Raw genomic sequence first — 13,502 nt, forward strand, 5'->3', positions numbered from 1 at the left:
CAACAACTCCCACTTGCAATGACGACGTGAGTATAACAATAGTTATTTCTTTTTAAACATCTCGAGCATTCTTTTTGTTACTATAAATCCGCCAAAGATATTTATAGAAGCCAGCAGCGTTGCAAAATACCCCAGTAGACCGGGAAACCCAAAAGCAGAACTACTTGCGGCAATCATAGAACTAAGAACTATAATACCTGAAATAGCGTTAGTAATAGACATAAGCGGAGTATGGAGTGCAGGCGTTACTTTCCACACAACATAATAGCCTACAAAAGAAGCTAATACAAAAATAGTTATAGCAAATACTAGCGGGTCTATAGTACTTGTGTTTGTTTGCCAACTAGTATCTATTACCAAATCTTTTAATTTGTCTGATAATTCTTGGGTATTATGGGCAATTTCAGCTGCCTGTTTAGCCATTATTGGTAATTGGTTCATATTTCTCTCTTATTATGTCATTCCTGCTTTCGCACATGGGTGTCAACTTAAGGATCGATGTCATTCCCGCATAGGCATTGTTGCGAGGAAATTGCATAGCAATGACGACCTTCAATATCCACGCAACAATGCCTATGCGGGAATGAAATTAATTTTCTCACTCACAATTTTTCCGTCTTTAGTAATCAACATATCACGTACTAACTCATCATCCATATTAAACTTACCGTCTTGCAATGCATAGGTTAGAAAATTATACAAATTCTTAGCATATAATTTTGAGCTGTCGGTAGCAATTTTAGTAGCAAGATTTGAGAAGCCTATTATTGTAACTCCATGCTTAGTAACGATCTTATCCGGTTCTGACCCTTCCACATTTCCTCCTGTAGAGGTTGCTATATCAACAATCACTGAACCATGCTTCATAAATTCTAGCATTTTTTCCGTAACAAGCAGAGGTGCTTTTTTTCTGGGAATTTGTGCAGTAGTAATAACTATATCATATCCTTTAATAATTCTTGCTAAAAACTCTTCTTGTTTAGCTTTGTAATCTTCTGAACTCTCTTGAGCATAGCCTGATTTATCTTGTAAATCTTCCTGTAGTTCCGGTGATACAAATTTAGCTCCTAAGCTTTCCACCTGCTCTTTGGTAGCAGCTCTTACATCATATCCTGCAACAATGCTACCAAGCCTTTTTGCCGTTGCAATAGCTTGAAGACCGGCAACACCGATACCAAGTACCAAAGTTTTACATGGTGAAATCGTCCCTGCTGCCGTCATCATCATAGGAAAAGCCCTTGTGTAATGATAGCTTGCTTCAATTACCGCTCTATAACCAACTAAATTACCTTGAGAAGATAAAGCGTCCATATTTTGAGCTTTAGTAATTCTCGGCACAAACTCCATAGCAAAAGTCGTAAGTTTTTTTTTAGCTGCCGCTTTTATATATTCATGATTTAAATAAGGCGACAATAATCCTAAAATAATTGCTCCTTTTTTTGCAAATTCAAGCTCGCTATATTTATCCGTAACGGATGAAGGTTGCACCTTTAATATAATATCTGCATCAGAAATAATTTCGAGTGGTACCGAAGATATTTTAGCACCTAGAGCGATATATTCTTCATCAAGAAAACCGGCATGAAGCCCTATATCTTTTTCTACCGTAACCGCATAGCCTTTTTTGACTAGCAATCCTGCTACTTCAGGCGTTATAGCGGCTCGTGTCTCATGCTTGGCTTTTTCTTTTAAAGCAACGATTTTCATAAATACTAATTATATTTTGCATTAACTGAATACATAAGGTATTTTAAACATAATTTAAAATATAAAACAACGAAAATGAAAAAAATATTTTTTCTAATCATTATTTATCTTTTTGTGAATTCAAGCTTAGCATTTGGGGCAGGTGATAAAACAGCTATTTCGGAGCTAAAAACCTATCTACGTACTATAAAGTCGGTTGCGATAGATTTTACTCAAGAAGATTCGTACGGCAAAATAGTTAAAGGAAAATTACTAATCCACAAACCTTATAATTTTAGATGTAATTATTATCCACCTTTCCCTTTAGTCATAATAGGTACTAAAAATTTCGTATCGATGTATGATTATGATATGGAACAAGTAAGCCGTATTAATAGAAGCGAAAATACATTTAATTTTTTATTAGAAGGTAATGAGCATTTTGACAAGGATTTTGTTTTTGAATCGGTAGTTAATGAAGGGAATATTTCTAAAATTACTATCTATCATACTCTAACAGAAAAACGTAGTGAAATTACTTTTAATAAAGCTACTAAACAAATTGAAGCATTAAAAATATTTGAAGATAATAATATAGTCACTATTACTTTTGATAAAATAGCTAAAGTACAAAAATTTTCCGATGATTTGTTTAAATTAAAAAACCCTGAAATATTCGGTCCGCCTGAAAGATTAACAAAATCGGAAATAGAAAAAAAATATATTGTTTCTTGAAAATAAACAGGTTATGTTAATTACGCTAGTAGTGGGCATTGTACCTGTTTAGTCGGTCAGGTCTGAAAGGAAGCAGCCGGAGTGGGATTCGGTGGGTCATTACTAGCATTTACTTCGATTCACTGTCGTACCGTGGCTTGACCACGGTATCCAGTAAAAATACTAAAATTACTACTGTTATAAGTTATTTTTTTGGATCCCGCGATCAAGTCGCGGGATGACAACGGTGAAATTGATCCACGCAACGATGCCTGACGAGGTATGACATAAAAAGTCTTATAACAATCGTGACCGATATAATTTCATCTAATCAGTATATTCCTTTTGCAAGGAAATATCGTCCTAGTAACTTTGCCGAGCTTCAGGGCCAAGAGGTATTAGTCAAAGTTTTAAGCTATACTATTTTAAACGATAGGCTCGCCAGAGGCTATCTTTTAACAGGTATTAGAGGAGTCGGTAAAACTACCTCCGCCCGAATTATTGCCAAAGCCGTAAATTGTTCTGCTTTAATTACTGAAAATACGGCTATTAAAACATGTGAAGAATGTACAAATTGTATCAGCTTTAATAATCATAATCACCCTGATATAATCGAAATTGATGCGGCAAGTAAAACTAGCGTAGATGACATACGTAGAATTATAGAATCCGCCGAGTATAAACCTCTACAAGGTAAACATAAAATCTTCATCATTGATGAGGTGCATATGCTCTCTAAAGGGGCATTTAATGCACTTCTTAAGACTTTGGAAGAACCGCCGCCTCATATAATATTTATTTTTGCAACGACGGAAGTACAAAAGATACCTGCAACTATTATCTCAAGATGTCAACGTTATGATTTAAGGCGGTTGAGTTTTGAAGAGATTTTTAAGCTACTTGAATATATAACTAAGCAAGAAAATTTAAAAACCGATATAGAAGCACTAAGAATTATAGCTTACAAATCGGAAGGGTCAGCACGTGATGCAGTATCTATTTTAGATCAAGCAGCTAGTATGTCGGCGAAATCTGACAATATAATTAGTCCTCAAGTAATTAATCAAATGCTTGGGCTTGTCGATAGTTCGGTTATAATAGAATTTGTCGAATGTATTATCCACAGAGAGACAGAAAAAGCTATAAATTTAATAAATAAACTTTACGGTTCCTCGGTTAATCTTGAGATTTTTATAGAATCGGTAGCAGATTTTATTGCTTATCTTAATAAAGTAAAAATGTTACCTAATTATAGTTTGCCTATATATGAATCATTTAATGATAAAACTAAAAGCATATTAGATAAAACCAGCTTGCCGCACTTATCAATCTTATGGCAAATATATAATAAGGGAGTAGGGGAAATAAAAATTTCCTATAACCAACTAACAGAAACGGAAATGTTAGTTATAAAATCTATATATTCGACGTCGCTACCCTTACTTGCAGATTTCGACGGTAATAATCAAAATTTAAATCAATCAATTAATCCGGAAATAAAAAAAAAATTTGAAATTGTAGATTTTCTTGAATATCTATATAAAAATAATGAGATAGATATATATTATTTCCTGCTCAATCATACGGAACTTAAAAATCTCAGTAATAATAGATTAGAGTTCGTAAGTCTTGAAGTTACAAGCAAAATAAAAAAACAAATAGAAGATTTGTTAGCTGCTTTTACTAGTGAAAAGTTTGAGATAGTAATAATAAAAGAGCAGAACAAGCAAACCTTAAAGAATCAGTTAATCGGTAAGATTGAAGAAAGTAACGATTTTGGTTTAATTAAAAAACATTTCCCAAATATAACAATTTCGGATATTTTACTTAAAAGCTAAAAAATATATAGGATAGAATTATGGTAAATTTTAATCAGTTTTTAAAGCAAGCCCAATCAATGCAAAAGAAAATGCAAGAAGCTCAAGAGCAAATGGCAAATGCAAGATATACCGGTAAAGCCGGCGGTGGACTTGTTGAGGTTATTGCAACCGGTAAAGGCGAAGTTGAAAAGATTTCAATTGATGAATCTTTATTAAAAGCAGAAGAAAAAGAAATGCTTGAGGACTTAATTAAAGTTGCCTTTAACGATGCTAAACAAAAATGTGATGAAGATTCTCAAAATTCTTTATCAGGAGCTTTAAACGGTATGAGCTTACCACCAGGCTTTAAAATGCCGTTTTAACACGGCTCTTATGTCATTCCCGCATGGCATTGTTGCATGGATCGGGAAAATCCACTGTGTCACCCCGTGGCTTAACCACGGGGTGACACAGGTGAAACTGCTCCACGCAACAACGTCTTTAGTTGCTTAGCTCATGACGATTTGGTATCCATATTTATTCACAAAATATCATCACAATAAGATGTATCTATCCCCAACATCTCATTAAGCTCTGTTTGTACTATCTCAGACAAAACTTTAAGTTTCTCTTTTAATATTTGATATTCTTCATTGTTATCATCATTGTATATTTCTTTATATTTCAATAGCGTTTTATCCATAAAAGAAGGGAATCATATCGTTTAGTTTATCTAACTTTTGCTCTAATTTTTCTTTTTGCTCTTCTGTTAGCTCTTTTTTACCGGTTTCTAAAAAACTTTTCAAATTACGGGCATCTTGTAGATGAAGTTTAACAACATCAATATTATAATTAGTATCCGAAAGTTTTATTGATGCTTTCCAATCTATAAATTCTATTAATTTTTCAAATGAAAATTTATCAATACTACTAAACTTTCCGTTTCTACATTCTTTTGCTAATTTATAAAAATCATCTTCACAATTTACGTCATCAGGATTAGCCCCTGCCTTAAGAAGTATGTTAACTATATTTTCCTTACCTAGAATAGAAGCTATATGCAGAGGTGTATCATCGTGTTCATTTAGTGGTATTGCTGCAAACTCATTAGAAACAGCCATCTTATTATTGACAAGTTCTTTGACTTTCTTAATGTCTTCATTGTAAATAGCATTAAACAAATTGATTTTGAAATCGTTTTCGTCATATTTAGATTTATACATAAAACCCCCTTTATTTAAAAAAGTATGTTAGCACTTTTTGATACAAAGGTCAAGAGGTAGTTAATAATTTAACTACCTCTTAATAAAGAGAAATTTGTAAAAAATAGACATCTTCCCAAAGCAGTTTATAGAGAGGAATTTAAAGGATACACGGAAGCACTTGCCGCCATAGACATACGTGAGGATGAGGGATTAGGATCGACGTACAAATTGCCCTTAGAAGCAAGTTATGCAGGAAGTCTAATAATTCAAGATCAATAAATCCTTATCAATCCTGAAACCTTTGAAACGCTCAAGTAACGACATACCAAGCAGTGAAATATCAAGGTCACCAAGACCTACATGTCCTTTGATGTTCTTAAATTCCGTACCGATTACTACACTATTTAAGGTTATAGGGGCAGCTTTATTTTCGCCGTTAGCTGTTAGATAAGTTCTAGTATATTTTAATTTAGTTAAGTCAAAGCCTAATTTTTGGGCATCTTTTTTAGTCAAAGCTATATCACTTGCACCGGTATCTACCATAAATTTTATTTTAACGTTATTTACAAAAGCATTGATATAAAAATGTCCGTCTCCGCTACGGGCTATAATAATTTCTCCGACTTCAGTAGACCATTTATATGATGGAATTAAAGCAGACATTACTCTATGATAAGCGTAGCTCAGCTCAAACCTAAAAGCATAACCGGTTATTATAACCAAGAAAATTGCTGCCCACATTGCTAATTGCAAACAAAATCTGCGTATTTCATTTTGGCTAATAGTACTGTAAATTATACTAAATAATATTAATAACGACACACAAAAACTCCCTATATTTTGCGGTTCTTTAAAAAATTTTGGGTAATGTTGATTGATATATTTGTATAATAAACCGCTTACAATTACGGTGCTGCAAATTATAAAAATAAGTTTTATAAGTTTTTTATTCATATGGTGATATTATTTTCATTTACAAGTATGATACTAAGAAGTTAAATACGAGAGAATAATTTGCTATATACTTCATTCCGATTTCTTTTTCCAATAGCAAGTACAAGTACTATTATACGCTTATCATCTACTTCATATACTAGTCGATAACCGACTGATCTTAACTTTATTTTATATAAGTTATTTCCACCGTTTATTGCATCTTTGGATACATGAGGTGTTTTAAGTCTCTCTAATAACTTTTTTTTAAACTGTTCTTTTATTGTAGAGCCTAATTTATCCCATTCTTTTTTAGCAACCGGAATAAATTCTAACTTATAAATCATTTAAATTAACCGCTATTGCTTTTTCTTTATCTTTTAATCTAATAGTAGCAAGCTCTAATAAATATTTGTCATCTAAAGCTTCAATAATTTGCTCATATAATTCAGCTGGAATTAGATAAGCAATCGGTTTATTATGATTTAATAAGGCAACAGGCTCACCGCTTGCCTTATCCAATAATGCAGTAGGGCTTTTTTTAAATTCTGATATACTAACTGTTAGATTTGCATAAATATGTTCCATTATTAGACTCCAAGTAAACGAAGAAAGTTATACGAAAGATCAACTTGGAAAAGAGTAATCGGTCTGTAAGACGAGGAGCGGAGCGTATACTTAATACGTAAGCACCGCAGAACTTATTAGACGACATAGCCAATTTTTCAAGTTCATCGAGTATACCTATAATTAATACTAAATTAAATACTAATTATAGGCTATAATTTTATCTTTATCAAGAAAATCACATTAAATCGCCGATATTCTCTAAAAACAACCTAGCTCGATTCGATGCTGGTTTACTAAAAAAATCCTCGGCAGGCTGGTTTGCTAAAATCTGCCCTTGATCCATAAAAATAACACGATCCGCTATTAATTTTGCAAACTTCAAATGGTGCGTGACTACTACCATACTCATTTGATCTTTTAATAAATTTATATTCTCTATAACATCTTTAATATTTTCAGGATCGAGTGCCGAAGTCGGTTCGTCGAATAACAAAATTTCCGGCTTCATCATTAAAGCCCTTGCTATTGCTATACGTTGCTTTTGCCCTCCTGATAGGCTTGCCGGATATGAGTCAAATTTTTGCGTTAGCTTAAATTTTGCAAGTAATTCCTTTGCCATAGAAATTGCTTGTTCTTTTGGCAAATTTAAAACATTTACCGGCGTATAGATTAGGTTTTCTCCTACCGTTAAATGCGGAAAGAGATTAAAATTTTGAAAAATCATACCGACTTTTAAGCGAAGCTTTCTCCTATCTTTAGGTAATAGCTTCTTCCCGTCTACCAAAAAAGTACCGCTACTTAGTTCTTCTAAATTATTTAAAATTCTAAGCAGAGTAGTTTTACCGCTTCCCGAAGGACCGATTATTACAGTAGTCTCATTAGTAGTAAAACTTAAATCAATATTCTTAATTGCGTAATTCTTGCCGTAACACTTACAGACTTTTTCTAAAATAATCATAAACTAGACCGTAAATTTATAACCGTCATAAAGCGGCTTAACGTTATTTGGAAGCATTTTCGTAATCTCATGATAATCTATCGTGTGTCTCATATTGGTTAATAATATCTGCTCAGGTTTATATTCTTCACGCCATTCTAGAACTTTATCAAGCCCTGCATGATTCGGATTTGATTTATAATCCATACAATCTAATATCCATATTTTTATATCTTTTAAAAATTTTTCTGATTCAGGCGGAAAATCGATTACATCGGACGAATAAACAAAATCACCTATACGTAAGCCCAAGCTATCTATAGGGCCGTGATGCTGTCTAAAAAATTGTATTTCGATAGTATTAATCTTAATTTTATTAAAAAAACTAACAGATTGAGTTGTGAATAGTCGCCCAAGCTTAAATAATTTATTATTAAATAGATAATCAAATTTTGTATGGAGCTTTGCCGCACTATCGTGATCTGTATAGATTTCGAATGGCTTATCTTGCATAAAAGTAAATACCCGTAAATCATCGATGCCGTTAACGTGATCGGAATGATAATGTGTTAATATAGCACAATCGAGCTTATTTATCTTTTCTCGTAATAGTTGATTTCTAATATCAAAACCGAAATCAACTAACATTTGACTATTTTCATCTTTAATATATATTGCTGATCTAGTCCTTTTATTGTACTTTGAAGGAGATGTGCATATACTGCAATCGCACCCGATCACCGGTACGCCTATAGATGCTCCACACCCAAGTATTGTTACTTGTAACATAAATATTTAAAATGATGTTTGAAGTTTTTTATAATTTTTGCGGCTTAAATCAAGAAATATTCTTATTTTTGAATAACATTACTAACATTGGTCTAATACCTTATTTTTTAAAAATAATTTCGTTTTGTTTTAATATTGCTAATTTCGCCTTAATATATATTTTATACTGTATATATTTTTATATTCAATTAAAGAAAATTAAAAATGATAATGAACGGCAAAATAAATTTTGGCACGGTTATAATAAATTAGTTGAAATCGGTATAATATACGGGGTATTTGGTTTAATTTTTACCGCTCTTAAATTTTCAGTTAATTTCCCTCGCCCTTATTGCAATCTTCCTGTGGATAGTTTCATGACCGTAATAACTACTGCAAACGAAAGATGCTTTTCAAGCTTTCCAAGCAGCCACGTAGCTCTTAGCGTTTTAGTAACGTATTTTATTTGGGATTATATTAAATTACCATTAAAAATCTTAATGATTTGTGCTATTATACTCGTGTCATTATCTCGCATAAGCCTTGCCATGCATTACCCAAGTGATATAATCTACGGCATTATTATTGCATTTATAACAATACTGATAGGTAAATTAATTTATCGAGTCTTTGCAAATAAAAATAATATAATAAGAAAGATCGGGGATTTTCTATTAATGAGGCAGTAATTAAGAAAAAATATATATAAAAAACTTGGTTTTTAATCTTGAAAGTTTTTAATATGCGTGCTACAATGTAGCTACATTATTGGAAGAAGATTTTTATGTCTGCTGATTCTATTGTGCGAGCCCGTATTAATGAAGACGTGAAAGAAGAAGCAGCTTTAGTGCTTGCTGCTATGGGACTTACTTTATCTGATGCTGTTATTTCGTGTTGCTCGTGAAAAAGCATTGCCGTTTGAGCCGCTTATCCCAAATGATGAAACAATTAAAGCTATGAAAGCTGCAAGAAGCGGCAAATTAGTTCATGTTGGTAATATCAATAATTTGTTATCTGATTTAAATGAGAACGATTAAACGTACTGCACAGTTTAAACGTGACTATAAACGTGAAAAACGTAGAAAACATGGAATAAATTTGGATGATATTTTTACTGAAAGCAGTTAGGTACTTGGTTGCTGATGTAACATACCTATACATTATGAGAGATCATGCCCTTATAGGTAATTGAAAAGATTGTAGAGATTGTCATATTAAACCGGATTTAGTATTAATTTATAGAAAACCCAATGCTGACACATTGGAGTTAATACGATTAGGTTCACACAGTGAACTTGGTTTTTAATTATTTTGAAATGAACCGGGAACGAGTTCCCACAAAACCCATCTAACCATCCATAACTGAACAATTTTTGAAAAGCGTTTGATGTCGCTCCTAGCTAAAAACGAGAAGGCATTGTTGCGTAGATCAATTTCACCTCTGTCATCCCGTGGCTTGACCACGGGATCCAGTTAAAATAAAATTATTTTTTGGACCCCGTGGTCAAGCGAACTAGGTGACACAGTGGATTTTGGTCTACGCAACAATGCCAAACGGGAATGACATCAAAAAATCAAATAAACATTATGCTACTATACCGAAAATACTTTATAAAAAATATCTTACCGCTGCTTATAGTCGTTACTTTTTCAGTGACTAGTATAGTATGGATAACGCAAATATTAAAACTTTTATATTTATTTGATAAGGGTATAAAAGTTATGGACTTCTTCAGTTTAATAGTTTTAGTACTTCCTACTTTATTATTTATTCTGTTACCGGTAATAACGGTTATTGCCGTGATCTATATCTATAATAATTTAAAAGTCGAGCGACAATTAATTATATTACAAGCTTCAGGAGTTAATAATGTACAACTAGCATTGCCTGCTTTATATGTCGCATTAATAGTTATGCTACTTGCTTATTATATATCTTCTACCATCCTGCCGTTATCTCATATAAACTTAAAATCACGTTTAAGCTTTATAAAGAATAATTATATATCAAGTATGATTGAAGAGAAAACTTTTAATAAAGTAACGAAAGATATCACTGTTTTTATAGATAAAAAATCAGCAGGGAATATTATGAACGGCGTAATAATATTTGATAATCGCAACGCTGATAACCCATCAGTAGTATTTGCGGGTTCAGGTAATCTTAATATATATGATAATAGCCCGATTTTTGAACTTAATAAAGGCATAAGACAAGAATATGACGTAAACGGTAATTTAACTCAGTTAACTTTCGATTCTTTAATGATAAAACTGCAAAATGATAATCCTTTAGTATCGCAAAGAACTAAACATAATAAAGAAGCAAACGAATATTATATAAGCGAATTACTTGCCCCTCCTCATGATTTAGCTATTACTAAAAAAATTAAATTAATTGCTGAAGCACATCAAAGAATAATTTGGCCTTTATATAATTTTGTATTACCTTTTTTAGCTCTTGCAGTTTTTTTGAGATATCCTTATAGCAAAAAGACAACTTTTATGCCGGTATTATTTTCTGCCTTAACAATATTGCTAGTTACTTCAATTCATTTTATATTGCAAAATTTTGCCTCAAAAAATCTAGATTTTATTTTTGCTTGTTATTCCAATTTGGTTATTGCCTTAACGATCGGATTATATTTATTTGTACGTAAAAGAATATAAATTTATTAGGCTACTTTATTCCAAGTTCCACGAGGATTTTGAGTGAAACAATCAATTTTGTTTTCCTGTCCGGTAAATTTATTTATTTTAACTGTTAATTCTTTTAAATCTTCCGGTAAATCGGTTATTATAATTATCCTTTTGAAAACTCTTATATACTCTTTTGCTTGTAAAATTTTTCCTACATCCGTAGGCGAAATAATAACAAGCACACTAGCATTATTAGGATTTTGTAACTCATCGGTAATATAAATCGGCTGTTTTTCAGGCTGTGGATCAAGCTTACTACCGTGAGGTATAAATTGCTTACGTGAATAAATCCAAAGATTTTTATTGAGCATTTCTTGGTGATCTGCATCTACAGTTAATATCACGCTTTTAAGATCAGAGTGATAGCATTTTTCTATCAGAAGCAATATCGATTTTAGAAGTAATTCATCGCTTGTTTGATAAATACTAAATTGCTGCATAAAAATTTTATGTTATTTTTTATGAGAAAATTTAAGTGGTACGGATGAAGGGACTTGAACCCCCACGCCTCGCGGCACAAGAACCTAAATCTTGCATGTCTACCAGTTTCATCACATCCGCATATAGTAATGTCGTTACCGTAAGGCATTGTTGCATGGATTCGATGTCATTCCTGCCTCTGCGGGAATGACATCAAAGTATTTCCATCAGAAAATTATAATACACATCATATAATTTTTGTAAATCGCTAATTTTTGTGTATTCGTTTATTTTATGTGCCGTTTCGGATAATAAACCGAACTCTACTAACGGACAATAATTTTTGACGAATCTTGCATCCGACGTACCGCCACTTGTAGAGAATTCAGGCTTTATTTTAAGCGTATGCTCTACTACTTTAGCAAATTCTTTTATTTTATCGCTAGGATTCTGAATAAAACTTTCAGCAGAACTACTATATTCTAACTTATAATCTACTTTATATTCTTTACAATTCTGTTTAATAATTTCTTCTACCTGTTTTGCTAAAGTTTCTGCACTATGTAAATTATTAAAACGTATATTGAAAAATGCTTCTGTACTTGCCGGAATTACATTTAAAGTATTATTACCGACATCGATATTCGTTACTTCAAGGTTAGAGCTTTGAAAAAATTCATTAGACCTCTTCGGAAACTCTACTTCTAGGGGTAATTTGTACGTCGATCCGGTACTCGAATCCTCACGTACGCTTGTGTACACTGCGGTTCTGCGTTCCGTGTCTCCTTCAAATTCCTCCCTATAAGCGAGTTTCCGAAGAGGTCTAGTCCCTTCATCAAGTTTTACATTTGTTAACTCGTTCAATATTCTTATTAAGCAAGGCAACGGATTATTTGCTTTATGAGGATAAGCTACATGCCCTGCTAAACCTTCTATATTTAATTTAAAGTTAACACTTCCTCTTCTGCCGATCTTAATTGTATCGCCTATTTCTTTTTCACAAGTAGGTTCACCGACAACGGCAAAATCAATTTTATACCCTTGATTACGAATATATTGCAGCATTTCTTTAGTACCATGCTTTGCTTTTCCCTCTTCATCACTAGTAAGTAAGAAACTAACGGAACCTTTAAAATCGGTATTATTTTTTATAAAATCTAAACCGGCAGCTAGAAAGCACGCTATAGCCCCTTTCATATCCACCGCACCTCTGCCGTATATCTTTCCATCTTGCTCATGAGACTTAAATGGACTCGCATTATTCCAAAGCTTATGATTGCCTGCCGACACTACATCTACATGCCCAACAAAGCAAATATTAGGCTCATTGCTACCGAAAACAGCATAAAGGTTAGTGACTTGCTCGCTTTTAGAATCGCCGAATATTTTTATTTCGGTCTTAAAGCCGTGTTTTTTAAGCAAATCATCAATATACTCAATAGCCCCATCGCTCTCAGGAGTTACAGACTTAAAACCAATCAAATCTTTTAAGTAGTTAATGTACATCAATTATTGCCAAAGAGAATTTAATTTGGTTTTTAGTTTGTTTTCAAAAAGCTTTATGGTTTCTTTATTTGCTTCAATTATATTTCTTTCATGTTCTAACTCTGCAATAATCTCTTCTTGAATTAAAAGAGAAGGAAGAGGGATTTTTTGTGCTAAAAGTATCTGAGCATTTATGTTTGCTTGATTATTAGATTGTTTAGCATAATTTTTAAGATTTTTTTGAAATAAGTCAGTATTCATATATAAATTTAAAAATTTAGACAG

The 13,502-nt window shown here is 32.5% G+C and carries 18 protein-coding genes, 1 tRNA gene, 1 other RNA gene and 1 pseudogene; 8 read left to right on the forward strand and 13 right to left on the reverse strand.

The window, feature by feature from the left end; genetic code table 11:
- Nucleotides 1-42: 42 nt before the first annotated feature.
- A complete protein-coding gene (locus tag MB29_RS04055; protein ID WP_032139166.1) occupies nt 43-441 on the reverse strand; it encodes an NAD(P) transhydrogenase subunit alpha part 2 in 399 nt (132 codons plus the stop codon).
- Between the two features lie 132 nt (nt 442-573).
- The gene (locus MB29_RS04060; protein WP_032139167.1) at nt 574-1,707 is read right to left on the reverse strand and encodes an NAD(P) transhydrogenase subunit alpha; all 1,134 of its coding nucleotides are present in this window, start codon (nt 1,705-1,707) and stop codon (nt 574-576) included.
- Between the two features lie 75 nt (nt 1,708-1,782).
- Here MB29_RS04060 and MB29_RS04065 point away from each other — a divergent pair, with 75 nt between their 5' ends.
- The 4 genes from MB29_RS04065 to MB29_RS04075 all read left to right on the forward strand — a co-directional run bounded on the left by MB29_RS04065 (nt 1,783) and on the right by MB29_RS04075 (nt 4,582).
- Nucleotides 1,783-2,421: an outer-membrane lipoprotein carrier protein LolA gene (locus tag MB29_RS04065; RefSeq protein WP_032139168.1), complete on the forward strand. Its 639-nt coding sequence runs from the start codon at nt 1,783-1,785 to the stop codon at nt 2,419-2,421.
- Nucleotides 2,422-2,442: 21 nt separating this feature from the next.
- An RNA gene (gene ffs / locus MB29_RS10185) (signal recognition particle sRNA small type) lies at nt 2,443-2,534 on the forward strand.
- A 174-nt stretch (nt 2,535-2,708) separates the two neighbouring features.
- Nucleotides 2,709-4,238 (forward strand): DNA polymerase III subunit gamma/tau, encoded by a 1,530-nt coding sequence (gene dnaX / locus MB29_RS04070; RefSeq protein ID WP_032139169.1) that lies wholly within the window; start codon nt 2,709-2,711, stop codon nt 4,236-4,238.
- A 20-nt stretch (nt 4,239-4,258) separates the two neighbouring features.
- Nucleotides 4,259-4,582 carry a YbaB/EbfC family nucleoid-associated protein gene (locus MB29_RS04075; protein ID WP_014391653.1) on the forward strand — a complete coding sequence of 108 codons (324 nt, stop codon included), beginning with the start codon at nt 4,259-4,261 and terminating at the stop codon, nt 4,580-4,582.
- 158 nt (nt 4,583-4,740) lie between these two features.
- Here the strand turns inward: MB29_RS04075 and MB29_RS11555 are convergent, their stop codons facing one another.
- The 7 genes from MB29_RS11555 to MB29_RS04105 form a co-directional block, all read right to left on the reverse strand.
- The gene (locus tag MB29_RS11555) at nt 4,741-4,902 is read right to left on the reverse strand and encodes a hypothetical protein (protein WP_215426224.1); all 162 of its coding nucleotides are present in this window, start codon (nt 4,900-4,902) and stop codon (nt 4,741-4,743) included.
- On the reverse strand, nt 4,895-5,422 hold the full coding sequence (locus MB29_RS12755; RefSeq protein WP_233418928.1) for an ankyrin repeat domain-containing protein: 528 nt from the start codon (nt 5,420-5,422) through the stop codon (nt 4,895-4,897). Before MB29_RS12755 ends, MB29_RS11555 begins: the two co-directional genes overlap by 8 nt.
- A 240-nt stretch (nt 5,423-5,662) precedes the next feature.
- Nucleotides 5,663-6,358 (reverse strand): TIGR02281 family clan AA aspartic protease, encoded by a 696-nt coding sequence (locus tag MB29_RS04085; RefSeq protein WP_032139170.1) that lies wholly within the window; start codon nt 6,356-6,358, stop codon nt 5,663-5,665.
- 41 nt (nt 6,359-6,399) lie between these two features.
- Complete coding sequence (locus MB29_RS04090) at nt 6,400-6,684, reverse strand: type II toxin-antitoxin system RelE family toxin (RefSeq protein WP_032139171.1); 285 nt, start codon at nt 6,682-6,684, stop codon at nt 6,400-6,402.
- On the reverse strand, nt 6,674-6,925 hold the full coding sequence (locus tag MB29_RS04095; protein ID WP_032139172.1) for a type II toxin-antitoxin system Phd/YefM family antitoxin: 252 nt from the start codon (nt 6,923-6,925) through the stop codon (nt 6,674-6,676). The genes MB29_RS04090 and MB29_RS04095 overlap by 11 nt, the downstream gene beginning before the upstream one ends.
- Nucleotides 6,926-7,142: 217 nt before the next feature.
- A complete protein-coding gene (locus MB29_RS04100; protein ID WP_032139173.1) occupies nt 7,143-7,865 on the reverse strand; it encodes an amino acid ABC transporter ATP-binding protein in 723 nt (240 codons plus the stop codon).
- A gap of 3 nt (nt 7,866-7,868) precedes the next feature.
- Complete coding sequence (locus MB29_RS04105) at nt 7,869-8,633, reverse strand: MBL fold metallo-hydrolase (protein WP_032139174.1); 765 nt, start codon at nt 8,631-8,633, stop codon at nt 7,869-7,871.
- A 14-nt stretch (nt 8,634-8,647) separates the two neighbouring features.
- Between MB29_RS04105 and MB29_RS04110 the strand changes: the two genes are divergently transcribed.
- From MB29_RS04110 to MB29_RS04120, 4 genes and pseudogenes are all read left to right on the forward strand, one after another.
- A complete protein-coding gene (locus MB29_RS04110) occupies nt 8,648-9,301 on the forward strand; it encodes a phosphatase PAP2 family protein (RefSeq protein WP_032139175.1) in 654 nt (217 codons plus the stop codon).
- Nucleotides 9,302-9,396: 95 nt separating this feature from the next.
- Nucleotides 9,397-9,649, forward strand: a pseudogene (locus MB29_RS08450) (type II toxin-antitoxin system RelB/DinJ family antitoxin).
- Between the two features lie 197 nt (nt 9,650-9,846).
- On the forward strand, nt 9,847-9,918 hold the full coding sequence (locus MB29_RS14545; protein WP_231569320.1) for a type II toxin-antitoxin system YafQ family toxin: 72 nt from the start codon (nt 9,847-9,849) through the stop codon (nt 9,916-9,918).
- Nucleotides 9,919-10,199: 281 nt separating this feature from the next.
- On the forward strand, nt 10,200-11,282 hold the full coding sequence (locus MB29_RS04120) for an LptF/LptG family permease (RefSeq protein WP_032139176.1): 1,083 nt from the start codon (nt 10,200-10,202) through the stop codon (nt 11,280-11,282).
- Between the two features lie 5 nt (nt 11,283-11,287).
- On the opposite strand, the gene MB29_RS04125 is transcribed toward MB29_RS04120, so the two are convergent.
- The 4 genes from MB29_RS04125 to MB29_RS04145 all read right to left on the reverse strand — a co-directional run bounded on the left by MB29_RS04125 (nt 11,288) and on the right by MB29_RS04145 (nt 13,478).
- Nucleotides 11,288-11,752 carry a DNA polymerase III subunit chi gene (locus tag MB29_RS04125; protein ID WP_032139177.1) on the reverse strand — a complete coding sequence of 155 codons (465 nt, stop codon included), beginning with the start codon at nt 11,750-11,752 and terminating at the stop codon, nt 11,288-11,290.
- 36 nt (nt 11,753-11,788) lie between these two features.
- Nucleotides 11,789-11,873, reverse strand: a tRNA-Leu gene (locus tag MB29_RS04130).
- Between the two features lie 72 nt (nt 11,874-11,945).
- A complete protein-coding gene (gene dapE, locus MB29_RS08455; protein ID WP_037203061.1) occupies nt 11,946-13,238 on the reverse strand; it encodes a succinyl-diaminopimelate desuccinylase in 1,293 nt (430 codons plus the stop codon).
- 3 nt (nt 13,239-13,241) lie between these two features.
- Entirely contained in the window at nt 13,242-13,478 is a 237-nt protein-coding gene (locus MB29_RS04145) for a restriction endonuclease subunit S domain-containing protein (protein WP_032139178.1), read from the reverse strand.
- Between the last annotated feature and the right edge of the window lie 24 nt (nt 13,479-13,502).

Source organism: Rickettsia tamurae (assembly GCF_000751075.1).
GTDB lineage: Bacteria > Pseudomonadota > Alphaproteobacteria > Rickettsiales > Rickettsiaceae > Rickettsia > Rickettsia tamurae.